Source organism: Ensifer sp. CCNWLY38, from assembly GCF_037120565.1.
GTDB lineage: Bacteria > Pseudomonadota > Alphaproteobacteria > Rhizobiales > Rhizobiaceae > Ensifer > Ensifer adhaerens_H.
The window spans coordinates 89973-114363 of record NZ_JBBBBO010000014.1; the positions used below are offsets into that span (position 1 = coordinate 89973).

At 61.6% G+C, this 24391-nt stretch carries 21 protein-coding genes and 1 pseudogene; 13 read left to right on the forward strand and 9 right to left on the reverse strand.

Features of this window, described 5'->3' with window-relative positions; all coding sequences use genetic code 11:
* Positions 1-7: 7 nt before the first annotated feature.
* Both V7S54_RS26620 and V7S54_RS26625 read right to left on the reverse strand, forming a co-directional pair.
* Positions 8-898, reverse strand: coding sequence for a carbohydrate ABC transporter permease (locus V7S54_RS26620; RefSeq protein ID WP_065373071.1), 891 nt, complete (start codon positions 896-898; stop codon positions 8-10).
* Between the two features lie 76 nt (positions 899-974).
* Positions 975-2318, reverse strand: coding sequence for an extracellular solute-binding protein (locus V7S54_RS26625; RefSeq protein WP_112946454.1), 1344 nt, complete (start codon positions 2316-2318; stop codon positions 975-977).
* Between the two features lie 325 nt (positions 2319-2643).
* Here V7S54_RS26625 and V7S54_RS26630 point away from each other — a divergent pair, with 325 nt between their 5' ends.
* The 3 genes from V7S54_RS26630 to V7S54_RS26640 all read left to right on the forward strand — a co-directional run bounded on the left by V7S54_RS26630 (position 2644) and on the right by V7S54_RS26640 (position 5501).
* Positions 2644-3021 (forward strand): DUF2946 family protein, encoded by a 378-nt coding sequence (locus V7S54_RS26630; RefSeq protein ID WP_336409172.1) that lies wholly within the window; start codon positions 2644-2646, stop codon positions 3019-3021.
* 297 nt (positions 3022-3318) lie between these two features.
* Positions 3319-3849 (forward strand): YcnI family copper-binding membrane protein, encoded by a 531-nt coding sequence (locus V7S54_RS26635; protein WP_336409171.1) that lies wholly within the window; start codon positions 3319-3321, stop codon positions 3847-3849.
* Positions 3850-3893: 44 nt separating this feature from the next.
* The gene (locus V7S54_RS26640; RefSeq protein ID WP_336409170.1) at positions 3894-5501 is read left to right on the forward strand and encodes a copper resistance CopC/CopD family protein; all 1608 of its coding nucleotides are present in this window, start codon (positions 3894-3896) and stop codon (positions 5499-5501) included.
* Between the two features lie 684 nt (positions 5502-6185).
* On the opposite strand, the gene V7S54_RS26645 is transcribed toward V7S54_RS26640, so the two are convergent.
* Positions 6186-6500: a hypothetical protein gene (locus V7S54_RS26645; protein ID WP_336409169.1), complete on the reverse strand. Its 315-nt coding sequence runs from the start codon at positions 6498-6500 to the stop codon at positions 6186-6188.
* A 252-nt stretch (positions 6501-6752) separates the two neighbouring features.
* On the opposite strand from V7S54_RS26645, the gene V7S54_RS26650 reads away from it, so the two are divergent.
* Both V7S54_RS26650 and V7S54_RS26655 read left to right on the forward strand, forming a co-directional pair.
* On the forward strand, positions 6753-8036 hold the full coding sequence (locus V7S54_RS26650) for a DUF763 domain-containing protein (RefSeq protein WP_336409168.1): 1284 nt from the start codon (positions 6753-6755) through the stop codon (positions 8034-8036).
* A 159-nt stretch (positions 8037-8195) separates the two neighbouring features.
* On the forward strand, positions 8196-8390 hold the full coding sequence (locus V7S54_RS26655; RefSeq protein WP_057249919.1) for a hypothetical protein: 195 nt from the start codon (positions 8196-8198) through the stop codon (positions 8388-8390).
* A 67-nt stretch (positions 8391-8457) separates the two neighbouring features.
* On the opposite strand, the gene V7S54_RS26660 is transcribed toward V7S54_RS26655, so the two are convergent.
* The 3 genes from V7S54_RS26660 to V7S54_RS26670 all read right to left on the reverse strand — a co-directional run bounded on the left by V7S54_RS26660 (position 8458) and on the right by V7S54_RS26670 (position 12037).
* Positions 8458-8928, reverse strand: a complete 471-nt coding sequence (locus V7S54_RS26660) for an NUDIX hydrolase (protein ID WP_336409241.1) — start codon at positions 8926-8928, stop codon at positions 8458-8460.
* A gap of 136 nt (positions 8929-9064) precedes the next feature.
* Positions 9065-10105: a glutathione synthetase gene (locus V7S54_RS26665; protein WP_336409167.1), complete on the reverse strand. Its 1041-nt coding sequence runs from the start codon at positions 10103-10105 to the stop codon at positions 9065-9067.
* Positions 10106-10207: 102 nt separating this feature from the next.
* The gene (locus tag V7S54_RS26670; RefSeq protein ID WP_336409166.1) at positions 10208-12037 is read right to left on the reverse strand and encodes an ABC transporter ATP-binding protein/permease; all 1830 of its coding nucleotides are present in this window, start codon (positions 12035-12037) and stop codon (positions 10208-10210) included.
* A gap of 666 nt (positions 12038-12703) precedes the next feature.
* Here V7S54_RS26670 and V7S54_RS26675 point away from each other — a divergent pair.
* Positions 12704-13198, forward strand: coding sequence for a YciE/YciF ferroxidase family protein (locus V7S54_RS26675; protein WP_058321958.1), 495 nt, complete (start codon positions 12704-12706; stop codon positions 13196-13198).
* A 193-nt stretch (positions 13199-13391) separates the two neighbouring features.
* Here V7S54_RS26675 and pdxR read toward each other — a convergent pair whose 3' ends face one another.
* On the reverse strand, positions 13392-14876 hold the full coding sequence (gene pdxR, locus V7S54_RS26680; RefSeq protein ID WP_336409165.1) for a MocR-like pyridoxine biosynthesis transcription factor PdxR: 1485 nt from the start codon (positions 14874-14876) through the stop codon (positions 13392-13394).
* 225 nt (positions 14877-15101) lie between these two features.
* Between pdxR and V7S54_RS26685 the strand changes: the two genes are divergently transcribed.
* From V7S54_RS26685 to V7S54_RS26705, 5 genes are all read left to right on the forward strand, one after another.
* Entirely contained in the window at positions 15102-16220 is a 1119-nt protein-coding gene (locus V7S54_RS26685; RefSeq protein ID WP_336409164.1) for an ABC transporter substrate-binding protein, read from the forward strand.
* Positions 16221-16300: 80 nt separating this feature from the next.
* Positions 16301-17185 (forward strand): ABC transporter permease, encoded by an 885-nt coding sequence (locus V7S54_RS26690; RefSeq protein WP_336409163.1) that lies wholly within the window; start codon positions 16301-16303, stop codon positions 17183-17185.
* A complete protein-coding gene (locus V7S54_RS26695; protein WP_336409162.1) occupies positions 17182-17970 on the forward strand; it encodes an ABC transporter permease in 789 nt (262 codons plus the stop codon). The genes V7S54_RS26690 and V7S54_RS26695 overlap by 4 nt, the downstream gene beginning before the upstream one ends.
* A 2-nt stretch (positions 17971-17972) precedes the next feature.
* The gene (locus V7S54_RS26700) at positions 17973-19031 is read left to right on the forward strand and encodes an ABC transporter ATP-binding protein (protein ID WP_336409161.1); all 1059 of its coding nucleotides are present in this window, start codon (positions 17973-17975) and stop codon (positions 19029-19031) included.
* A 1053-nt stretch (positions 19032-20084) separates the two neighbouring features.
* On the forward strand, positions 20085-20894 hold the full coding sequence (locus tag V7S54_RS26705; RefSeq protein ID WP_065373057.1) for an inositol monophosphatase family protein: 810 nt from the start codon (positions 20085-20087) through the stop codon (positions 20892-20894).
* 17 nt (positions 20895-20911) lie between these two features.
* Here the strand turns inward: V7S54_RS26705 and V7S54_RS26710 are convergent, their stop codons facing one another.
* Entirely contained in the window at positions 20912-21841 is a 930-nt protein-coding gene (locus V7S54_RS26710; RefSeq protein ID WP_336409160.1) for a LysR family transcriptional regulator, read from the reverse strand.
* A gap of 175 nt (positions 21842-22016) precedes the next feature.
* Between V7S54_RS26710 and V7S54_RS26715 the strand changes: the two genes are divergently transcribed.
* Together V7S54_RS26715 and V7S54_RS33305 are read left to right on the forward strand one after the other, a co-directional pair.
* Complete coding sequence (locus V7S54_RS26715) at positions 22017-22661, forward strand: glutathione S-transferase family protein (RefSeq protein ID WP_065373167.1); 645 nt, start codon at positions 22017-22019, stop codon at positions 22659-22661.
* Between the two features lie 71 nt (positions 22662-22732).
* Positions 22733-23635, forward strand: coding sequence for a DMT family transporter (locus V7S54_RS33305; RefSeq protein ID WP_442892614.1), 903 nt, complete (start codon positions 22733-22735; stop codon positions 23633-23635).
* Positions 23636-23773: 138 nt separating this feature from the next.
* Here V7S54_RS33305 and V7S54_RS33310 read toward each other — a convergent pair.
* Positions 23774-24391, reverse strand: a pseudogene (locus tag V7S54_RS33310) (LysR substrate-binding domain-containing protein); the annotation flags it as partial.

The window sequence follows — 24391 nt, forward strand, 5'->3', positions numbered from 1 at the left end:
GGCAGCCTCACTTGTAATGGACCTGGCGCTCGATGAAGCGGAACTGGATGAAGGTGAAGATCATGATGAGGCCGATGAGCACGAGGCTCTGGGCCGACGCGCCGGAGTAGTTCAAGCCACGGAACGCCTCTTCGACGATGCGGTAGACCATTACATCGGTGCCGTGGTTCGGGCCGCCATCCGTCGTGCGCGCGACGATGCCGTAGGTGTCGGCACCGACGAACCCTTCGGTCATCATGATGACCAGCAGGAAGAAGAGTGTTGGCGCCAGCAGCGGGATCTGGATGTCGACTGCGCGGCGGATCGGGCCGCAGCCGTCCATCGCGGCAGCCTCGATCAGCGACCGAGGAACCGACTGCAGGCCGGCGAGCAGGAAGATGAAGGTGTAGCCCGCCCATTTCCAGGCGAAGACGACAATGACGAGGATAAGGGCATGGCTGCCGTACTTCGCCGGGTTCCAGAAATCCGGAAAGGCGGCGTTGACCGAAGCCATAAGCCCGCGCTCAGGCGACAGGATGAAACGGAAAGCCATGCCGGCCGCCGGCCCTGCAATCGCGTAAGGCAGAATGTAGAGGAACCGGAACGGTGCGGAGCCCGGCAATTGCCGGTCGACAGCAAGGGCAAGAACAAGCCCGATGAAAATGGTGGCAAGCGTGCCGCAAAGGGCGAATGCCAGGCTGACGCCAACGGAGTTCCAGTAGAGCGGATCGGCGAACACTTCCTGGAAGTTGGCAAAACCGACGAACTCCGCGGCGCCGCCGAATGGCGGCTCCAGCGTGAAGGCCCATCGCAACACAGCGACGGCTGGCCAATAGAAAAAGAGCAGGATCAAAATGATCTGCGGCAGGGCGAATAGGCTGGGTAGCCACCAGCTGCGAAAGGCCGCACGCTTGTCCATATGTCGAATTTCCGATGCGCAAGAATAGAAATCGGAGCCTGCCGATGTTGCGGCAGGCTCCGGGCGGATCAGATCTTTAGTTCAGCGTCTGTCCGGCGTAGGTCTTCTCGAAGCGGCGCAGAACGGCGTTGCCGCGTTCAACCGTCTTGTCGAGTTCGGCCTGCACGTCTGCGTTCTGCATGAAGATCGCTTCAAGGGCGGTCGCGAATTCCTTGCGGATCTGCGTGAAGCCGCCGAGGCGAATGCCGCGGGTGTTTTCCGAAGTCGGGGTGAAGGACAGGCTCTGAATGGCGAGCTCACGCCCCTTGTAGGGTGCCTTGTCGTAGAATCCGTTGGCCTTCATGGCGTCGAAACCGGTCTTGGTCACCGGGATGTAGCCCGTCACCGTCGACCACCACTCGGCCATTTCCGGCGTCGCAAGGTAGTTGAGGAAGGCGGCCGCGCCCTTGTATTCCGCTTCCGGACGACCGGCGAGCACCCAGAGCGATGCGCCGCCGACGAGCGAGTTCTGCCGCTCCGTGCCCTTCCATACGGGCAACATGGCGACTTCCCACTTCACACCCTCGGGAAGGGTCTTGCCGATCGTGCCGTGGTCGGCGATCGAGGTCTGGATCATCTGGCAGGTCTGGGACGTGAAAGCCGGGACGATGTCCATGCCGAGTTGCTTGGTCTTGACCACGAAGAGCTTCTCGTCGGCCATCTTCTTGAAGAACTTCACGTGATCGACGAACTTCGTCTTGTTGACGACAAGCTCGGCGTCCAGCCCGTTGTAACCGTTGGCCTTGGTGGCGAGCGGCTGGTTGTGGATGGCCGAAAACTGCTCCATCAGCGGCCAGGTGTCGAAATTGAAAGCGAGCGGGCATTCGTAGCCGGCGGCCTTCAGCTTGCGCGCTGCTTCCTCGACCTGTTCCCAGGTGTCCGGCTTGAAGTCGATGCCGGCCTTCTGGAAGGCGTCGACGTTGTAATAGAACATTGCCGTCGAGGAATTGAACGGGAAGGAATTCAGCTCGCCTTTTGCCGTGGCGTAATAATTGGCGATGCCGCCGAAATAGTTGTTCCAGTCGATGGTGTAGCCGTTGTCGGCCATCAGCTTCTTGGCGGGCACGAATGCGCCCGACAGCATCATGTCCAGGGTGCCGGCATCATAGATCTGGGTGATTGCCGGCTGCTTCTTGGCGCGGTAGGCGGCAATCGTGTTCTGCAGGGTCGTGTCGTATCCGTTTTGAGAGGTGCAGACGATCTCGAACTCGGACTGGCTGTCGTTGAACTTTTTGCAGGCATCCTGGACACGTTCGCCAAGATCGCCCGAAAGGCCGTACCAGAATTCGAACTTCGTCTTTTCGGCTGCTGCCGCCGACGCGCCAAACGCGACGCTTGCCATCAGGCCGATGAATACGGACGTAGTGACGGAGACTCTCATTGCAAAACGCTCCTTGCAGATTGGCGGACACCAGGATCGGTGGCACGAATGAAGCCGGGCGCTTGCTAACAGTTGAGTGTGACAGTCCGTGCCAATCTGCATGATGGAAAAATGAAAGTTTGATTACGCTGTCAGGCGGCGGCGCGCTCCCTGGTTGCGGCAGGTCTGTTCTTGCCGGGGAGCCCGAAGAATAGCGCGCTCGACTGTCCGGTACGTTGGACTTCACGCGGATGCTTGCTGTGGAGCAAGGAAGGGGGCGGGCGTACCGGCTAGCTATGCGGTGGCTGCCGGACATTCTCGGAGACAGCGCAGAAGGAGCTTGATTGTGGTGAGGCGACGCAACGGTTGGGGACTGGCGTTTATCGCTGCCTGCCTGTTCGTGCTGCAATCGATCGTCGGCGCATTTGCCGCAAGCTCGATGCCCGCCTTCCCGCAACTCGACGCTTTCGGCAATGCGCTGTGCACCAGCGCGGATCACGCCAGCAACGGCAATCACGACGACGACCATGGGAGCGCTGCCGATTGCTGCCTTCTCGGATGTTGCGTGTCCTCGCAGGTCTTGGCGGCGACTCCGCAGCCTGGCGACGATCTTAACCACCAAGTCGCGTCCGCGGTGCACCGGATTTGGTCCGCGGCAGAGCCGTTGCCGACCGGCGAGCATCGCCTCGGCTATCCTCGTGCGCCCCCGCGACTGCTCGCCTGATCGGTTGCGTTCGCGCCAGCCTATGTCTGAGGCGGGGATATCCTTCCCTGGCGTCCGCCGGCACCATCGCGACGATCTTCGGCGCATCCCGACGTCCCTTTCACGTGGTCCAAGACTGACTGCAAGCCGGTCTTGAGCCGACAGGGATCCGCCGCATCGACCGTCTTGTGCGATCGCTGCCCGCCACCGACCGAGAATGTCGGCAACCTTTTCCGGATCACTGCATCCAATCCCTGAAACCCGCGGGAGGTTTTCCCGCGACCCGACACAAGCCAATAACCTCAAAGGAATAGCCATATGTTGTCGAAACTGATCACTACCGCTGCCTTCATCGCGATAAGCGCCACGGCAGCCTTCGCCCACTCCACGCTCGAAGTGAAAGAGGCGCATGTCGGCGCGTCCTACAAGGCCGTCATCCGCGTCCCGCATGGCTGCGAGGGCAAGCCGACCATCGCTCTGCGCGTTCAGGTCCCGGAAGGTATGATCGCGGCAAAGCCGATGCCGAAGCCGGGCTGGACGCTGGAGAAGATCAAGGGAGCCTACGAGAAGTCCTATGACTACTTCGGCACCCCGATGAAGGAGGGTGTGAAGGAGATCGTCTGGAAGGGCGGCAGCCTGGCCGACGACGAATATGAGGAGTTCGTCTTCCGCGGGTTTCTGACCGAAGGCCTGCCCGTCGGCAAAACGCTCTACGTGCCGCTGGTGCAGGAGTGCCCTGATGGCGCGACCGAGCGTTGGATCGAGATCCCGGCAGAAGGCAAGTCGAGTGACGATCTCGAATATCCGGCACCCGGCATCAAGCTGCTTGAAAAGAAAAGCGGGCACTGAGCAGCGCAACATGGCCGCGAAGGCCAATTAACCGGAGAGCGGGCATGGCGCTGGCACCACTGAGCTTCACTCGCCTTGCGAGGCTGATAGTGATCTCGCTCTGCGGCGTCCTCATGCAGGCTGCCGTGGCCTTCGCCCATGCATCGCTCAACGCAAGTGAACCGGAGGACGGCGCGGTCGTAGGCACCGCGCCGTCCGTCTACGTGTTGACGTTCAGCGAGCCGGTTTCGCCGTTGTCCTTGAAGCTCGTCAGACCAGATGGGACAGCGATCCCGTTCGAGCGGTTCGATCTGAAGGATCGAAAGGTCGAGATCGGGGCACCGACCGATCTTGGGCGCGGCACGCATGTGCTCAGCTGGCGCGTAACCTCTGCCGACGGGCATCCGATCGGTGGGTCGGTCGTCTTTTCGGTCGGCGCGGCCAGCACCGCTCCACTGATGATGGGAGACAGGATCGAGTGGTCGGTACGTGCCGGCGTTCTATTGTCGAAGCTCGCGCTCTACGTGGGGCTGTTCCTCGGCGTTGGCGGCGTGTTTTCGCGCCACTGGCTGCTCTGTGGCTCTCGATCAGGGCGCAATGTCGGCGCAGCAGCGCTCGGCGTGGGGCTTCTCGGCGCACTTGCCGCCGTGGGCTTTCAGGGGCTCGATGCGCTGGGCGTTTCCGTCACGCAATTTGTCGAGCCGGTCGTTTGGTCCACGGCGATGGCAACGAGCTTCGGTGGCACGGCCATTGCCGCCTTCGCTGCCTTTGGTTTGGCCGCGATCGCTGTCCGGGCGAAGGGTCGGTATGCTCGACTGTCCTCTCTCGCCGCGCTGATCGCGTCATCCGTCGCCTTGTCGCTGAGCGGCCATGCATCGACAGCCGAGCCGCAATGGCTGATGCGCCCGGCAGTCTTGCTGCACGCCGCCACGATTAGTCTCTGGGTTGGAGCGCTGGTTCCCCTGGGCCTGGCGTTGCGGCGCGAAGACCCGATGGCCCTTCAGGCGCTCGGTCGATTCTCGGCGTCCATCCCTTACGTGCTTGTTATTCTCATTGTGACGGGTTTCATCTTGGCAATCGTGCAGGTAGAGAAGCCACAAGCGCTGGTGGAAACTGCCTATGGCCAGGTGTTCATGGTCAAGATGGCGTTGCTGGTCGGACTGTTTCTGTTGGCGCTTGCAAATCGCTGGCGCCTGACGGAACCGGTAATGGCTGGCGATCGGGCATCGGCGAAGCGGCTGGTCCGCTCGATCGCCGCGGAAACACTGATCGTCCTCCTGATCTTCGGCGCCGTTTCTTGCTGGCGCTTCACGCCGCCGTCGCGCGCGCTCTTCGCTCTGGCGGCCCAGCCTGCAAGCGTTCATATCCACACGGACAGGGCGGTGGCCCTCGTTGAAGTCTTGCCCGGACGGGTGGGCGAGGTCGACATATCGATCAACGTCGCCACGGGCGATCTTGAACCGCTCACCGCCAAGGAGGTGACGCTCGTCCTATCCAAGCCTGATTCCGGCATCGAGCCGTTCAAACGTGCGGCAGTCCGGCGCGGCGACGCAGATTGGCGGATCGAGCGCGTGAACATACCGCTGGCAGGCCCCTGGCAGGTACGCGTCGATATTCTGGTCAGTGACTTCGAGAAGGTAACGCTGAGCGATCAGATTAACATTGGGCCGTGAGCGCGGAGGCTGCCGCACGATCTCGCGCGGACGCCTGCGGATCGCCCTGTGGGCGTTCGATCGCTACTGCCCTGGAAATCCTTCTTCTAGCCCCGGTTGATTATCCAATAGTCCGTTTAGGCTCATTGTCTTCGGATGAAGCCTCTGTCAGCCTTTTCCGATTGCGATTGCGCCGATATCGCAGTCCCCGCTGCAGCGGCCAATCGCAAGCACCTGACTCTAGGCCTCCGCCTCGCCGGTGGAGGCTCTTTTTTTGGAAGTCGCGGCCGTGGGTGGTAGCCGACCGGAGGCGGTCCGCTCGACATAAATCGCAGATCACGTCTCGCGTTAATAATTTAGAAATATCGAATGTTCATTCTGTGCCGCCATGCGCGGTTTCCTGCTGATGGCAATTTACGCGGGCGGATTGTGGGTGGTCGACACGACGATGTGTGAAGGCCGCTACACCCAGGAGCTTGGGCAAGAGGTTCAATCCGCGACCAGACAGGCCCGGCATTGGGTGAACGCCCAAATGAATTTCCTGGCGGCCCGCTTCTAGCAGACCACTGCCGCGGGGTGCCGGAAAAGCAGGAAGTCGAGGATTTCTGCCTTCCAAGGGAAGGGTTTGCTACTCAAGCGACGATCGAACGCACCGAGCGCGCAAGACGCAGGGCTACGAGAAACGCCCCCAGGGGTAGGCGGAGTTCAGGCGGAAGTCGTTTCACGGACGCCGCTGTCGAGAGCATTGTGCGCTGCCTGCATGACGTCGATGTCGTGAATGTGGCTTATGGTTGCCATCTCCATCATCAGATCGCCGATTACCAGATCAATACGTCTCGGCGCATCGCTTTCCTTCTTCGCTATGGCGGTCTCAAGCTGCTCGTGCGATCCCCCCAAGGCAACATAGAGTTCCAGCGCAGTCGTCAGAACGTTCGTGCGACGCACGGAGATATCGCTGGTCGAAGCATCGCCTACGGAGGCAACCATCAATCGAACAGCTCTGTTTTGGAACTCACTCATTCTGCACCCTGTTCAAATGCCATTTGGTGCAGAGCATATCGTCGATTGCTGAACCCCATCTTAAGCGCAAAGGTAGTGTAGGTCGTGGCGCTGAGTTTTTACTCAAGCTGGTGCAGTCGAACCATCCTGGAGGCAAGGTCTCGTCATGACTATTCAGCTTGCGACCGTGGTCTCGCCGACTGCCGGCGCCAACGAGAACGTTTGAAGAACTTTCCTGTGTGACTGCACCATCTGCCAGTGTATAAGGGCCGGATGGTCCAAAGAGCAGGCAGTGCAGATCTTCCGCTTCACGGTGGCCGGGTTCCCCGGTGGCTTGGCGAGCGCATGACGAAACTTGGTGCGATCATCACCCAGGCGATCGTCATCGAATATGGTCGAGACGAGTTTCTTCGGCGGTTGGCACATCCGTTCTGGTTTCAGTCTTTCGGATGCGTCATGGGCATGGACTGGCACTCTTCCGGCATCACCACCAGCGTCATCGGCGCCCTGAAGCGTGGTTTGTCGCCTCTGTCAGGTGAACTCGGTATTCACGTCTGTGGGGGGCGAGGGCGGAATTCCCGGGAGACCCCCGGCGAGCTGATTGCGATCGGCGAGCGCGTGGGCCTCGATGGAAGTGGCCTGGCGACAACCAGCCGCCTCGTCGCAAAGGTCGACAGTGCAGCAGTTCAAGACGGCTTCGATCTTTACCTGCACGGTTTTATCGTCACTGACGACGGCAAATGGGTCATCGTGCAACAGGGCATGAACGGCGAAAAGCGGCAGGCCCGGCGCTACCATTGGCTTTCGGAGGGGATCACCAGCTTCGTGGATTCGCCCCACACGGCGATCGAAGGCGCGCGGCAGGGCGAGATCGTCAACCTTGCCGACCGCCGCGCCGCGGCCTCGCGCAATAGCCAGCTCGATCTTCTGGCTTCGCTGGGGCCGGATCGGATCGTCCGGGAGGTCGCAGCTATCGAGCCAAGGCGGGTGACCAAGCAAAGCGCGCAGCCAATGCTGCCGCATCTGATTATGCCTGAACATCACGACGTGCGCGAAGAAGACGTCAATATGAAACGCCTGCATGCCACACTCGCTGCGGCCGCCGATCGTGGCCCAGAGGATTTCGAGCATCTCCTGCTGGTGCCGGGCGTTGGCGCCCGGACCGTCAAGGCGCTGGCGATGGTGGCCGAAGTGGTACACGGTGCCCCGTGCCGGTTCGCCGATCCGGCGCGCTTCTCGCTCGCCCACGGAGGCAAGGATCGCCACCCATTCCCGGTCCCCCTGAAAGTCTACGACGAGACCATCCGGGTGATGAAGTCCGCGGTGTCGAAAGCGAAGCTCGGTCGCGACGAAGAGATGCAGGTTCTCAAGCGCCTCGACGACCAGGCCCGCCAGTTCGAGAAATACGTGACCGGCCCGGATCTCAAGGAGATCGTGGCCGGCGAGTTTCGACAATCGCAAGAGTTCGGCGGTCGCAGCGTATTTGGCTGGGAAGGACGGGAAGAACCGTCGAGCGATGCAGGGCAGTCACGCCGTCAAGGCGACCGCGACCGGTAGGCGGCTCAATGCGACCGCAAGGCGTTGCAGCGAATCTCTTTCTTTGATCTCTTCGAGAAGTTCTCGCCGGAACTCAAACCTCCTCCCAAGGGTTGGAAGGTCGTGCGAACAAGCTTGCGAGGGCGAACCAGCAGAATCCACGTCAAGAGGAGTCTCGCGATGGAAGAACTGCAGAGCATCACGGTATCTGAGGAACGGCTCGAGGATTGCCGGGACGTCGTTGAACTTGACCTCCAGCTTTTGATCCGCGAGACGATCGACTCCGGGTTTTCGGTGGAGGAGGTGTTGATCGCGATCAGTGAGCTGGTGGCGGAAGATTTCGCCCACGCCGTCAAGGTCGCCAGCGTCCACTAGAGCATTCCGCATTCAAGTGGAATCACTTGAAGCGGAAAGATACTCTGGAAACTAAACGCGCGGGGCTCTAGGGAACGCGTTGCCGTCCGAAACGGAGTATCTGGTCGCGCAGCGATGGCTCGGCGACACGCTTCGCCGCTTCCCGATAGTCGAACCAGGCGAGCTTCCGCTCTCCCTTCTCGGGGAATTTCCCGCGCATGCGCGCGACTTCCAGGGGGTAGAGCTGCACCTTGCAGGAAATCTTGAGCCCATGGTCCAGCCTCTTCTTGTAGAAGTAGTGGCCGAAAGGAAACCTCTGGCAGGTGCCCTTCACGCCAGCCTCTTCATAGGCTTCTCTGGCAGCCACCTCATGTGCGCGCTTTCCTTTCATCGGCCAGCCCTTGGGAATGACCCAGCGTCCGGTGTCCCGGCTGGTAATGAGAAGGATCTCCAGTGTGTTGTCTTTACGAAAGCGATAACATAAGGCCGCGTACTGCATGCGCGGCGGCCGGCGAAGCATCAACTGCACGTCAGAGACAATCTGGTGTAGAAAATTCACAGAAACGCTATCTCCTTTGTCGCCCTTTGCGGCAAACGGGCTCTGCCTGCCACTCGCGGACAGTAACAACCGGATCGGCGGTTCAGTTCCGCCAACATTGCGCGAAAGTAGAGCACGCGACGGATTGGCCGCCAATTCAAAGCGTTGACAGGATCCGATTGCTGAGTGACCCGCGATAGGTCTTCTTGATGTCCACCTTGTTTTCCAGCGAGTCCAGGATCTCGTCGCAGAAATCGATCTCGTGGAGTTCGCGAATGGTCTGGAGGCCGCCAGGCGTGAATACGTTGATCTCAAGAAGCTTGTCGCCGACGATATCGAGCCCGACCAGGAACATGCCGTCTTCAACGAGCTTCGGCCGTAGCATCTCGGCGATCGCCAGCATCTCCTTCGTAACGTTGGCCGGCTTTGGAGTGCCGCTTGCATGGATATTGGAGCGGACGTCTCCCTTGGGCGGCACGCGTCTGAACGCAGCATAGACGTCGCCCCTCTGCAGCGGTCGTCCGTTCATCAGGAACAACCGCGTATCGCCATCCGACGCCTTCGGAAGGTAGCTTTGCACGATAAGATAGCCGACGACGCCGACAGCCTCGACAATTTGCGTAAGATTGCCCTCCGTGCTGGTACCCACCCGGAAGACGTTTCGACCGCCGGAACCCTGCAAAGGTTTGATGATCACGCCCTCGGAGTGGCTGTCGATGAACGTACGGATTTCATCGATGTCCTTGGAGATCAAGGTTGTCGGGCGAACGGCCACCGGGAAATCCTGGAAGTAAAGCTTGTCCTGGGCCAATGCTAAGCCGCAGGGATCGTTGACAACGATCGTACCGCGCTCCGCGGCGAGACGGCCGAAATTCGCCCCGGCGTAGGATGCCCAGGGTCGGTTTTCGGCGTCCTCTGACGGATCGTTGCGAAGCAGCAGAACGTCCACTTCTTCGATGTTGACGATGGTCTTGTCCGCGTCCGTAAGCGCTCGCAAGAGCGTCTCGGGCTTCTTCGGTCGTGTGCCGACGAAACCGGCCGCCCGTATCATCAGTGTATCGTCAGGGCGCAGGATAAAGTCACCGGGCGTGACGTAAAGAACCTCGTGTCCGCGAGAGAGCGCGGCAAGCGCCAACGCGGTCGTCGTATAGGCCGGCCCTTCGGTTTCGAGTGCGTTGACAAGGAGGGCAATACGCATTGGGGGCTCCTAGCTTCGGCGGATTTTGATCGCTGTTCACGCCGCGTCACAAAATGAATGCGCAGCACATGACCGAAGAAATAGGGCGGCCGCCGGTGCCAGCTACTCCTGCGTATCGCGCCAGTCGGAAATTGGCGTTTTCGTCGCGATGCCGTTATCGATGGTGAGCACGCTATCGAAGAAATCGACCCCGCTTTCTGACTGGATCGACGAGGTATCGTGCATAACGGCGATCACCGTCGCCTCCGGGCAATGATCCTTGATCGATTGATGGAATGCCCGAACCGCGTCGCTATCAAGGGCGCCTGTCGCCTCGTCGAGGAAGAGCAGGCCTGGCCTCAATAGCAGGATCCTAGCAAGGACGAGTTTCTGCTTCTCGCCCCCGGACAGAAGCTTGTCCCAGTTCTGCCCGTCGCGACCATCGCTCGAAAGCTCTTCCGCAATTTCTTCGAGCCCGGCTTCTTCCAACACCGACGCGACGGACGCGTCGTCATGGGCTTCAGCCTCATCCGGCAGGCAGACGAGATCCTTCAGGCAAACACCCTGGAGCTTGACGTCCTGGGCAGCGTAGAGGCTTCGCACGTTCTCCGGCGTCGTGATCGTGCCGCGTCCGTGTGCCCACAGACCGTTGATTGCCTTCAGAAGCGAGGTCTTTCCGCTTCCGGATTCACCGACCACCAAGATCCACTCTCCGGGAAGGAAATTCAGTTCGTCAGCGGTCAGGAAAGCCTGGTCATCGCCGGAATGCAGGAGCTCGATGGCTTGGATCGTCAGGCCGCGCGCGGCGTCCTGGGTCTTGTACTCGAACACCGAGGGACCGCTGCGAGCATAGTAATCCTGCGGCTGCTGCACCCCTTCTATTGCTTGGGCAAGTTCTGTGATCCGGTGTGCATCCGCCTTGAGCGTCGCGATGTCGGGCATCGCATGGATGAACCACGAGCATTCGTTGATCAGAGCCGTCGCCAGCTCCGCGCCGGTGACATAGTCCTGCAGGCTGATCGTTTTGTCGACGTAGGGGAGTAGCCCTGGCGCATAGGCGACGATGCGTGAGCCGATGAAATTATGCACCAGCTCGAAGCCCATGTAGCCGGCGGTCACCCGGTTGAGGCTCGCCCAGGTGTCGTCGATCTCGCGATATCGGCGCCCGTTGACGGCCCTCTGCGCCGGTTCGCCCTTGATGACCGCAACATGAAAACTGCGGTGCAACAATTGGTTCAATTCGCTGCGATAGCTGCCCTCGGCCGATTGAATGCGTATGGACAGGCCCTGCAGGACACTGCCGAGCTTGGCTGCGATGAACGTATTGAGGGGCACGTAGATCGCGATCGCCAGAAACATCAGGCAGGCACTGCCGTAGCTGCCGAGCAGGTCAAGCCCCCTGACGGGGCTCGATGTTTCGATCAGTTTGCGCCCGACGAAGCCAAGCGACAAAACAACGCCGGCGATGCCCACGCCAAGACCGATGGCACCGCCTGTCATGCCTTTAATCGCTTCCTGTACCCTCTGGTCGATGTTGTCGGGCGACGAACTCTCGCCTTCGGTCGCCGCGCCGAACCCGTTCTGCTGAAGGTGGAAATGGGTATGGTTGGAATCGAGCAGCGCCTGGTTGAAGCGTTCATCCAGCCACTGGCGCCATTTCCGGTGGAGCGTGGTCGAGAAGAAATGACGGACCGCAGTGAACCCGGCGTCCCTGGTGATCGCGATCGCCGCGAGCGTCGCTGCGGTGGTCAGTAGCGACGAAGGCGTAGAGGGCACGGTGGGGTGGTGAAAATTGGCGATCCGATTGACGAGCTCGCCGGACGTCAGGGCGAAGTAGACGCTTGCTTGCGCCGACAATCCGGTGAGCAGCAGGATGAGAAAGGTAAGGCCCCATGCCTCGCGCCAACGTTCGGAGAGCCAGTAGGCCAGCAGCAGGCCCCAGAAGCTGCGCATGGAGGAAACAGGGCTGCTCCGGCGCGGTCGTTCCCGACCGAGGGTCCATTTGACCAGTGCTGCTGTTCGTTGTGCGTTGCTGCGCACGACCTCACTTAAAGCCATCTCCATGAACTGGGGCGACGATCGGGCTTGTCAAACCCGAAGAATGCCGCGGCAGAGGGATCAGGGTCTTTGCCAATTGCCGATGCCCTTTTATCTCCGAGGCTTAAGCGTCGGAGATAGGAATGTCGTCGCGGTCAATTTTGCCAGTTGACGCTCATCGGCTCCCATCGCGGGGAGGGCTGCTGCGTGCCATCCGTCGCGGCGAGCGACGCTTCGCCGTCGCCTGGTGAGGCCGCCACTTCCCCTTGTCGGGGCATCTGGCGGCCTCGAAGCATTGCGCCTCAAACGAAATTGAACTCCAGGCGCGCATTTTCTGGCTGATGTGCCCGGGACCGGGGCGGAGCCATTGTCTTTCATTACCAGTTCTCCTTGCGACTGGATGTTTCGAATGCTCCGGCGGCCATCGTGTGTGCGCTGGCCGGATCGAGCATGCCGGGTCTCATCAATGCATGGGGCGCTGAACGGGTTCCAACTGGTGCCGGCGAAGTATTGTTTCCGTCTGGAACCTTTCGGCGCCGCAGCTGTTGGAGGCGTTCCAACCAGATGGCACAGGAGCTTGCTATGCCGGAGAAGACGCTCGAGGCGCTGTTCTATGACGGCCTTAAGGACATCTACTATGCGGAGAGGCAGATACTGAAAGCGCTGCCAAAGATGGCGCGCGCCGCGCAATTGCCCGACAGCAAAGCGGCGTTCCAGAAGCACCGGGACGAAACGGAGGGCCATGTCGAGCGCTTGCAACAGGTCTTCGAGATCCTCGGCAAGCGCGCACAAGGAAAGACCTGCGAGGCTATCCAGGGGATCATCGCCGAGGGCGAAGAGATCATCGAGGAGTTCAAAGGGAGCCCGGCTCTCGACGCCGGCCTCATCTCCACGGCTCAGGCGGTCGAACACTATGAGATCGCGCGCTATGGCACCCTGAAGACCTGGGCCAAGCAACTTGGGTTGGAGAAAGCGGTGCCGCTGCTCGACCAAACCCTTCAGGAAGAAGCGGCCACCGACAAGGCACTCACCAAAATCGCTCTCTCTGCCGCCAACATCAAGGCGAAGGCGGCCTGACGATCGTGAAAAGGCGGAGGGCGCAGGCTCGCCCTCCGCGCCAATTCGGGCCATCGGCCAGAAGAAGCCTGGCACAAAGCCGGGCCGAAGCCATTGTGGGGAAGGCCTAGTCGCGGCGCCGCGCGCAGAGTTCTTCGCCGCATACGACGCTAGCTGCGCGGTGAGCGATCTGGAACATGTCCTCGACGAGGGGCTATTTTCGGGCGATCGCTTCGGCCAGCCGAAGAAGAAGAGGTTTCATCCGATCCGCCGGAACACCGGCATAGCCGAGAATGAGCGCAGCCGGCTGAGGCGTGGCGATCGTATAGTCGGACAGCGGATAGCACTGCAGCCCCGCATCGAGCACGGCGCGGTGCGAAGCCTGGTCTTCACGGCCGTCTTGCAGCCAAGCGAGTGCGTTGAGCCCGCTTTCGGAGCAGTCGATGCGGGCAAGTCCGGCAAGGGCGTCCCGCCCGGCTTGCATGAAAGCCTCGCGGCGCTCGGCATAAAGGCCGCGCATGCGGCGCAGATGACTGGCAAAATGTCCGCCGCCGATGAACTCGGCAAGCGCGAGCTGGGTTTCGACCGGCACGCTGCGATGGATCAGTGCCGACAGGTTGCGGAAAGCACCGATCAGGTGCGGTGGCAAGACGAGATAGCCGACACGCAGGCCCGGATAGAGCGCTTTGCTGAAACTGCCGGCATAGATCACGCGTCCGTTGCTGTCGATGGAGCGCATGGAGGGAAGCGGCGCGCCGTCGTAACGGAATTCGCTGTCGTAATCGTCCTCGATGATCCAGGTATCGTTTGCTCGTGCCCATTCGAGCAGGGCAAGCCGGCGCGGCAGCGACAGGGTGACACCGAGCGGGTGGTGGCGCGATGGCATGACGAAGGCGAGCCGCGCATCGGGATAACGAGCCATGGCGCCTTCGACATCCAAACCGTCTGCATCGACATTCGTCGCGCACAGCCGCAGCCCGAGCGTGCGGAACAGGTTGCTGGTGGTCACAGGTCCCGGGTTTTCGAACCATATGCCATCGCCAGGATCGGCGAGCGCCAGGACTGCGAGCGTGAAGGCGGCATGCCCGCCGGGTGTGATGACGATTTGCTCGGGATCGCAAGGATCGCGCCGATGCAGCGCCAGATACTCGGCGATCCTCTGCCGCAGAACCAGCTCGCCCGCAACCTCGCCATAGCCCATGGCCGCGGCCTTGCCGCCGCGCGTCACCGAGTTCCAGCATTTCCGCCAGACGGCAAAGGGAAACCGGTCGAGGGCCGGACGGTTGGGGAGGAAAGGCCTGTCTTCCATCGGGCCGATATCGGCTGACATCCGGCGTGACAGCTCGCCAATACGCGACAGACGCGGCGGTGCAGTCTCTGCGGCATCCCTTGGCGTTGGGGTGAACCGGTGTTTCGCGGATTGGCGGGGCAAGGCCGCCGACACGAAGGTACCGGCTCCCTGTCGGGCTTCCAGATAGCCCTCTGCCTTCAGGTTATCGAGCACTCGCACCAAGGTCTGGCGCGACAGGCCCAACTCTTCGGCAAGGATGCGGCTCGCAGGCAGGCGTGTTCCGGCGCGCAGGTGCCCCTTGAGGATCGCCATGCGCAATTGGTCCTGCACCTGGCGGAACTTCGGCAGGGCAATCGAGGCATCGAGGCGAAGGAAAGGCAGGATCGGGCCTTCAAGCTGTTTGACCACCGATGCGTCTCCAAAATTGGTACAGTCAATTGCACCATAATGGACGTTTCTTCGTCGTCCAATTGTTACATCCTGTCCCTACACGAAAACGCACCGATGCAGCCCTCCGCAGGACGCAGACAAGGTGCGGGGGAACCGGGCCTGACGGCGGTGCCGACGACCGGATGCAAGGACAGAAGTAGCCATCGCCCACGATCCGTCGCAGACGGTCAACAGGAGGAAACCATGAAGAGACTTCTATCGCGCGCAACGAGCCGCGCCTTCGTCTCCACCCTTGCCCTGGCCGCGGCGCTGCCGGGTACCGCCCGCGCCGAGGCTTCGCAAGAACTCGTGGCAGCTGCCACAAAGGAAGGCTCGCTGACAGTCATCGCGCTGCCCCATGACTGGTGCAACTACGGCGAGGTGATCGCCGGCTTCAAGGCGAAATATCCGGGTATCGAGGTCAACGAACTGAACCCCGATGCCGGTACGGCCGACGAGCTGGAAGCAATCCGGGCGAACAAGGGCAATACCGGCTCGCAGGCACCAGACGTCGTCGATCTCGGCCTGGCCTTTGCGCCGGCCGCCGCGCAGGAGGGCCTCCTGCAACCATACAAGGTGGCGACCTGGGACGAAATCCCTGACAACATCAAGGACGAGAAGGGCTATTGGTACGGCGACTACTACGGCGTCATGGCCTTCGGTGTGAACAAGGACCTGCTTCAGACCGCACCGGCCGACTGGTCGGATCTGTCGAAGTCCGAATACTCCGGGGCGGTGGCGCTGACCGGCGACCCGCGGTCCTCGGCGCAGGCGATCCTGGCGCTGATGTCGGCAGGCATCTCGCGCGGGGCCAAGCCTGGATCGGAATCCGCCGGCAAGGGCCTTGAGCTTTTTGCCGAACTGAACAAGTCCGGCAACTTCGTGCCGGTGCTCGGCAAGGCCGGCACGATCGCACAGGGGCAAACGCCTGTTGTCGCTGCCTGGGACTACAATCTGCTGGCCTGGCGCGACGCGCTGAACGGCAATCCGCCGATGGACGTGGTCGTACCAGCAAGCGGTGTCGTCGCCGGCGTCTATGTGCAGGCGATCTCGGCCTATGCGCCGCACCCGAACGCCGCCAAGCTCTGGATGGAATATCTCTATTCCGACGAGGGCCAGACCGGCTGGCTGAAGGGCTACTGCCACCCGGCGCGTTTCAACGCCATGCTGAAGGCCGGCAAGTTCCCGCAGGAGCTGCTCGACAAGCTGCCGCCGGCCGAAGCCTATGAAAAGGCGATCTTCCCGACTGTCGACGAACTCTCCGCCAACAAGACCGCCGTGGTCGAGGGCTGGGACAAGGTGGTCGGCGCCAACGTGAAGTAAGTCCTCCGGTCGGCGAGAGGCTTCACCTGTCAGGAAGCCTCTCGCCAGCCTCCGGTGCAATTATTCCAGGGACAAATCCGATGACGACAAGCGTCGCATCCCTGCCGGCAGCGTTCAGGCCGCGGCAGGTCCTCAGCTGGCTCGGGGTTGCCCCTTTCTTCCTCTTTGCCACGCTCTTCCTCATCCTACCCACTCTCAACATCGTGCTTGGCGCGTTCCGCAACGCTGAGGGGCAGGTAACGCTTGAGAACCTTGGCAAGTTGCTTGCGCCCTCGATACGGTCGGCCTTCTGGATTTCGATCGAGCTCAGCCTGCTGACCGCGGCGCTCGGATGTTTTTTCGGCTTCCTGATCGCTGCCGCCATCACCCTCGGCGGCCTTCCGCGCCCGCTGCGCAATGCCATCCTCACTTTCTCGGGTGTCGCCTCGAATTTTGCCGGCGTGCCGCTCGCCTTCGCCTTCATCGCAACGCTCGGCCGCCTTGGCTTCGTGACGATGCTGTTGCGCCATTGGTTCGGCATCAATCTCTACGGGGCAGGCTTCAACATCGTCTCGTTTCTCGGGCTGGCACTTACCTATCTCTATTTCCAGATCCCGCTGATGGTGCTGATCATCACGCCGGCCCTGGAGGGGCTGCGCCGCGAATGGCGTGAGGCGGCGGAAAGCCTTGGCGCCAGCGGCTTCCAGTACTGGCGACTGGTGGCGTTGCCGGTGCTCTGGCCCTCGCTTCTCGGCACGCTCGCTCTGCTTTTCGCCAATGCCTTTGGTGCTGTTGCGACCGCAATCGCACTGACCGGCTCATCACTTTCGATCGCACCGATCGTTCTTTTCGCGCAGATCCGCGGCGACGTGCTCAACGATCCACATCTGGGCTACGCCATCGCCTTTGCCATGATCCTGCTGACCGCCATTGCCAACGCGATCTACATCCTCCTGCGCGTGCGCGCGGAAAGGTGGGTCAAATGACGGAGAGACGCCTCTGGTCCTGGCTCGCCGTCGCTTTGGGCGGGCTCTACTTCCTGCTGCCGCTCGTCGGCATGTTCGATTTCTCCATGCGCATGCAGCGCGATGGCTACAGCTTCGAAGCCTATCGTGTCGTGCTGGCGGATCCGCAGTTCCAGCAGACCTTCGGCTATTCGGTGGTGTTGGCGCTGCTGACGATCGTGCTCGGTATTCTGATCGTGGTCCCGACCGCCTATTTCGTGCGGCTGCGTTTTCCAGGGCTGCGCCCGATCGTCGAGTTCCTGACGCTGCTGCCACTGGTCATTCCGCCGATCGTCATCGTTTTCGGCTACATCCGCATCTACAACACGTCCTCGGTCCTGCCGCTGACGGGAAGCTGGTGGGGCACCAATCTCCTGCTTCTGTTCGGCTATGCGACGTTGTCGCTACCTTACATGTATCGCTCGGTGGACACGGGCCTTCGCACCATCGATATCGGCAGCCTGACGGAGGCGGCACAGAGCCTTGGGGCCGGCTGGGCGCGCATTCTCGCCGTCGTCATCCTGCCGAACGTCTTCGTCTCGGTGCTATCAGGGGCCTTCCTGACCTTCGCGATCGTCATCGGCGAGTATGTCTTCGCCGCCTTGCTCAACGTCGGGTCTTTCGGTCCGTACATGGTCTGGATGGGCGGCAACCGCGCCTACGAGCCATCGGCGCTCGCGGTGGTGGCGTTTGCCATTACCTGGGCGTGCATGGGGCTGATCCAGCTCTTCACCCGTTTTTCCAAATTCTCTACCGTGAGGAGCTGACCATGGCCTTTCTCGATATCCTTCATCTGGAAAAATCCTTCGGTACGCAGCGCGTCGTCAAGGATTTCAATCTCGGCATCGAGAAGGGCGAATTCATCTCCTTCCTCGGGCCCTCCGGCTGCGGCAAGACCACGGTCCTGCGTATGGTCGCCGGCTTCGAGACGCCGACATCCGGCGCGATTTGCATCGACGGGCGCGATGTAGGCGGCCTGGCTGCCAACCGTCGCAACATCGGAATGGTGTTCCAGGCCTATGCACTTTTTCCCAACCTCACGGTTGAGCAGAACATCGGGTTCGGCCTGCGAATAAAGGGCGAGGGAAAGGCAGCGATCGGCGCGCGTGTTGGTGAAATGTTGGAGATGGTCGGCCTGCCGAAACTCGGCGAGCGCTACCCGTTCCAGCTTTCCGGCGGCCAGCAGCAGCGGGTAGCCTTGGCGCGGGCGCTGGCAATCCGGCCGCAGGTTCTGCTGCTTGACGAACCGCTATCGGCGCTTGATGCGAAGATACGCAAGAGCCTGCGGGAGGAGATCCGCCGCATCCAGCGCGAGCTCGGCATCACCACCATCTTCGTGACGCACGATCAGGAAGAGGCGCTGTCGATGTCGGATCGCGTAGTGGTCATGCATCAAGGCATAGCCGATCAGGTCGGCACGCCATTTGAAATCTACAATCGGCCGGCGACGCGTTTCGTGGCGCAGTTCGTGGGGACACTCAATCTCCTCGACGCCCGCCTCCTCGACGCGGCCGCGGGGCGGGTAGGGCTGGGAGATATCCCGGTGGCGCTGAACCGGGAACTGCCCGGCCGGGCTGGTGACCGGTTGAGCCTAGCGCTCCGGCCGGAAACAGTGGCGCTGGGGCGAAAAGACGAGGGCAACGTCGTTCTCTCCGGCCATATCGCGGAGGTGCATTTCCTGGGGTCGGTGATCCGAATCCGTGTCGCGGTTGCCGGTCAGTTCGTCTCCCTCGACACCTTCAACCAACCCGACACGCCGCCCCCTGCGGTCGGCACCCCGGTCGAGGTCAGTATTTCTGATCGTGACCTGCTCGTTCTTGCCGCCTGACGAAGCTCGCGAAGGAACCGGGATGGTGACCGATATGCCATGGGAAATGACGCCGCGTCCGAACTGGAGACAGAGGATAGACGGCCTCTCTGCCGAAAGCCGTGCGCGGCTCGCCGTGCGGGCACGGCGTGCGCCGCTGTTTGCACATGCCTATGCCTTTCACCTGAACTTCCGCTTTGGCGGCATGAAACCCTTGGATCTTGTTGAATTCGCGAGAGATCAGCGTCTTACGGGCCTCAAGATTCATGTCGAGGACGGCGAGCAGGCAAGCCTCGCCAGAATGCCTGACGAGGCGTTGAGTGCCTTTCGGGCGGCGGTGAGCGGGTTCGGCCTGGAATTACATGTCGAGACCAGCACGACGGAGTTTGCCGGGCTCTCGGATGCGGTGCGCATCGCGCTTTTGACCGGAGCGACCTCGCTTCGCTGCTACCCGCGCTACGAAGGGCGGGTTTCTGAGATCGTTGCATGGACGATCGCAGATCTCAGACGGCTTGAGGTACTCGATCCTGGCAGCAGGCTCCGGTTCACGCTTGAACAGCATGAGGATCTCAAATCAGCCGAGTTGATCCAAATTGTCGAGGCGGTCGCCAATCCGCGCCTCAGCCTCCTGTTCGATTTCGGCAACATGATCAACGCGTTCGAAGCGCCGATGTCGGCCCTGGTCGCGCAATCGCCTCATATCACCGAGGTGCATGTCAAGGACTGCCTCATCCGGCCGGACCGTGGCGGCTGGGCGCACCTTGCCTGCCTGTCGGGAAACGGTGATTTGCCGATGCTTGAGATGTTGGTGGAGCTCTTGCTGCTTGGCGGCGACAGGGCCCAGGTCCTGGCCTTTGGCCTGGAAGAGGAGGAGGGCTACTTCGCGCCCGCACTCCGCTTTGCCGCCGAGGCCCGGGACCCGTTCATTCCCGCCCGCTCGCCAAGCTTCACGACGATCGGAACGGGCAATCAGGAGACGCGGCTACGGCAAGAGGTAGCCGCCGCCCACAGGCAGGTCGAAACCGTCCGAGGCCTGTTGCAGAAAATCATAACTCAAGCTGAGAAGGTCCAAGAATGACGGTCGAACACGTCTGCCCGCCGGCGTTTCTGGCATTCGCCCACGAACTGGCCGATGCCGCCGCTACCGTTATCCGCCCCTATTTCCGCCAACGGCTGGAGATCTCAGCCAAGGCGGACAGCAGTCCTGTTACGGAAGCCGATCGTCTTGCCGAAATGTCGATGCGGCAGATGATCGAGACGAGTTTTCCTGACCACGGTATTCGTGGCGAGGAGTTTGGTGCCGCCAATGCGGATGCTGAATGGGTCTGGGTGCTCGATCCGATTGACGGCACGAAGTCTTTTGCTTCCGGCTCGCTGGCTTTCGGCACGCAAATCGCTCTGCTGCATCAGGGCACGCCGTTCCTTGGCATTATCGATCAGCCGGTAACAAACGAGCGCTGGGTTGGCCAGCACGGGTGCCCGACCCTCTTCAACGGTGCACCGGTCCAAACGAGCGATACGGCCCGCCTCAAGGAGGCGATCGTCTATACATCGGCGCTGGAACAGTTCGATCACGAAACCAGAGAGCGCTTCTCGCGGCTGGCCGCCGGGGCGCGCTTCACGCGCATGTCGCACGATTGCTACGCTGCCGGCCTGCTTGCGCTCGGTAGCGTTGATCTCCTGGTCGAGAGCAACGTGTTCGATTACGACATCCTTCCGCAGATACCCATCATCGAAGGGGCGGGCGGTATCGTTACGGACTGGGAGGGCCACCCGCTGGCTGACACGCACCGGTACGAGACAGTCCTCATGGCAGCAAACGAGACGCTCCATGCCGAAGCGCTCGGTCGGTTAAAGCGTGGAAAGGACCCGGTAGGGGACTAGTGGACCAGTCGCATTTCCTAGCAGGTGAGGTCGGAGGGATGGTGCCCTTCGAATAGCGGGCGATGTTTCGCGAGCGCCTGGCCTGCAAACTCGGTAAAGGCGCTGACACGGGCCGTGCGGCGCAGATCTTCGTGGGTGAGAAGCCAGAGTTCTCTCGTCATTTCAGCAACCGGCGCGCCGATGCGAACCAGACCGGGCGTCGTGTCGCCCAGATAGCAAGGGAGAGCGGCAAGCCCGATGCCGGCTGCTGCCGCTTCGCGCGCCGTGACCAGCGAGTCACAGCGCAGCACCGCTGGCGCCGGCAGCGTCGCGCGCATCCATCGTGCAACGCTTGTGGAAGCAAGCTCATCGCCGAGCCCAACCCAGCGTTCCCTCGCGAAATCGATCTCGTCGACTGATGCCAGGCCGCGTTCCTGCAGGTAGGAAGGCGCCGCATAGACGGCAAAGGCAACACTCGCGATCCGGCGGCCAACGAGAGCGTCGGGTGAATCGACGGCTGGGCGAATGGCGACGTCCGCGTCGCGGTGGGAGAGATTTGCCAGGGCATTCGACGTGCTCACCTCCAGCAGGACGCCGGGATGGCGCTGCTGGAAGGCAGCCAGTATCGACGGCAGAATCGAGGCCATGAGCGTATCGGTGGTGGTGATGCGCAGGCTGCCTTCCAGACGCAGATCCTGTCCCGTCAGGCGCCGTTCGAGTTCAGTGACCGTTTCGGCCAACTGCCGCGCCACCGCGAGCAGTTCCTCACCCCCGGCTGTCAGCGTGTAGCCGGACGGGAGGCGATCAAACAATCGAACCCCCAATTTCTGTTCGAACGATCCGACGCGCCGGAGCACGGTGGTGTGATTGACGCCGAGCGCGCGGGCGGCAGCGGCAAGAGAATTCGCCTCCGCGACCGCCAGGACAAAGCGGAGATCTTCCCAATCGATTTGATGGTGGCTGTGCATGATGGTGCGAACCTACAATGGGTAGCGGGCCGAGCGAGCGAAGTTGCAGCACTGTTCTCGCAGCGTGTGTGCAAATATGCAGTACAATACGGCAAAGAGACAGATCGCGCTGCGAGAAAGCACAGCCTAACTAAGTAGCCACGATCGGGCGGGCCGGTCGATGGAGACGCGCAAGATGACCCCCATCCAACTTTACACCTACCAGACGCCGAATGGTCACAAGGTCTCGATCATGCTGGAGGAGACCGGACTGCCCTATGATGTTCACGTCATCGACATCGAGGTCGGCGAGCAGAGGACACCGGAGTTCCTGGCCCTCAATCCCAACAACAAGATACCGGTTATCGTCGATCCGGATCAGGATCGCACCATCTTCGAGTCGGGCGCGATTCTGCCCTATCTCGCCGAGCGATCCGGTGTGCTCTTGCCCGGCTCCGATGCCGAGCGCATCCAGGCGCAAAGCTGGACATTGTTCCAGGCAGCCCATGTCGGGCCGACATTGGGCCAGCTCTGGAACTACAAGGTCTTCGCGCCGGAGAAGATCCCCTATGTCATCGGCCGCTTCGAGGCGGAGGCAAACCGTGTCTACCGGGTGCTCGAAGGGCGACTGGCGCGCTACTCCCACATCGCGGGTGAGGCATACGGCATTGCCGACGTGATGACCTGGCCATGGATCCATGCCGGTCTCACCAAGCTCGGCCTCACGCTCGACGCAACGCCCCATCTCGCCCGGTGGTACATGGCGGTCGGTGCCCGCCCGGCTGTGCTGCGCGGACTTGTCGTCCCGCGGCTGCCTGCCCGCGAGAGCATCAGCGCCTGATCCTTTCTCCCTATCCACGTTCAACGTCATTCTCATCAAGGAGGTCCGTCATGGAGACTCTGTTCGTCCCAATGGCTCTGGTTGCGGGCGGTCTGCTCGCCGTTCAGGCTGGCGCCAATGCGCAGCTTTCGAAAGCGGTCGGATCACCGTTCGCGGCGACCACGCTCCAGCTCGCGATTGGCACCGGTTTGCTGTTTCTCGTTGCCCTGTTCACCGGGACTGTCGCCGTGCTTGGCGCGGTTCCGCAGGCGGAGTGGTGGCATCTCATCGGAGGCACTGCCTCGGCCGTCTACGTCGTCTCGACGATTGTTCTATTTCCCCGCCTTGGCGCGGTGGTATCGGTTGGCCTCTTTATCGCCGGGCAGATGCTCGCTTCTCTCGCACTCGATAGCTTCGGCCTGCTTGGTGTGGCGCAAACCGGGCTCCGGGCCGGAGCCGCGGCTGGCACGCTTGTCGTGCTCATCGGCGTCGGCATGGTCGTGTTCGGCCAAGGCGGAAAGGACAACCTTAAAGCCGACAAGCTTGGTTGGATCGCCTTGGCACTCGTGGCCGGCGCGGTCCTCCCGGTCCAGGGGGCCGTCAATGCGCTGCTGCGCCAGGAGCTTGGCGGTGCGCCGTTTGCGGTGGGCGCGATCTCGTTCTTCGTCGCCACGCTCGCCATGGCAGCGGTGATGCTGGTGGCGCTCGCCAGGCAGAAGACACCCCGCCCCAACATCGGCGGCGTGCAGACCATGCCCTGGTGGGGTTGGCTCGGCGGTTTCGCCGGAGCGACTTATGTCACCACGGTGTTTACTGCGATCCCGGTGATCGGCGCTGCCGCAGCCGTTGGTTTCACTGTCGCAGGTCAGCAGGTCGCAAGCGTATTCGTCGATCGTTACGGCTGGTTCCGCCTCCCGCAAAGGTCGGTGTCGGGCTTGCGTCTTACTGGTGTGGTGCTGCTGCTTGCTGGTGTCGCTCTCATCAAACTCGTCTGAACCAAGACCCACCTTATCGCAGTCGGCGATCCGCCGACTGCCCGAGAACTTCCATGTCACTATGTCGCTTGGCCGGTCACACCCATCCCGAGCTGCATTTCCTGCACGGTGGCGCGCGTCGCCAACGAGATGGCGGTTCTTTGTGTCGCGAAGCCAGCAGAGGCTGAGATCAGACGCAATGTTGGGGCGGAAGGGCCTGATCGTGAGGTGATCGCGCTGACCGTAGGCGAACACCGGGTCGACAATGGCAATCCCGAGCCCGTTGGCGACCATTTCACACACCGCCGGCGCAAGGGTCGCATCCATGATGTAATTCAGCCGGGTGCCATAGCCATCAAGTGTGCTTTCGATCTTCTGCCGGATGCGGTTGTCGGCGGCAAAGCCGATATAGGGCTCGCCGTCGATGTCGGCCGGCTCGACCTCTTGTTTCGCCGCGAAGCGATGGCCCGCCGGGGCTATGCAGACAAGGTCGCCGCCGCGTAGGGGAACACACTCGATATAGGGGTTGTCCGTATTGCGATTGATCAGGCCGATGTCGACCTGTTTGGAGAGCAGCCATTCAACGATGAATTGCGAACTGCGGATCACCACGGAAATATAGGCATCGCCATACCTGGCAAGAAAGCGCTTGTTGGTGTGGCTGATGAAGGGACCGGACAGGGCCGGCATCACGCCAACGGAAATTTGCCCAAGCTCCTCGCGGCGGATCAGGTCGACGGCGCGCTCTATCCGCTTGATGCCGGCAAAGGTCGTCAT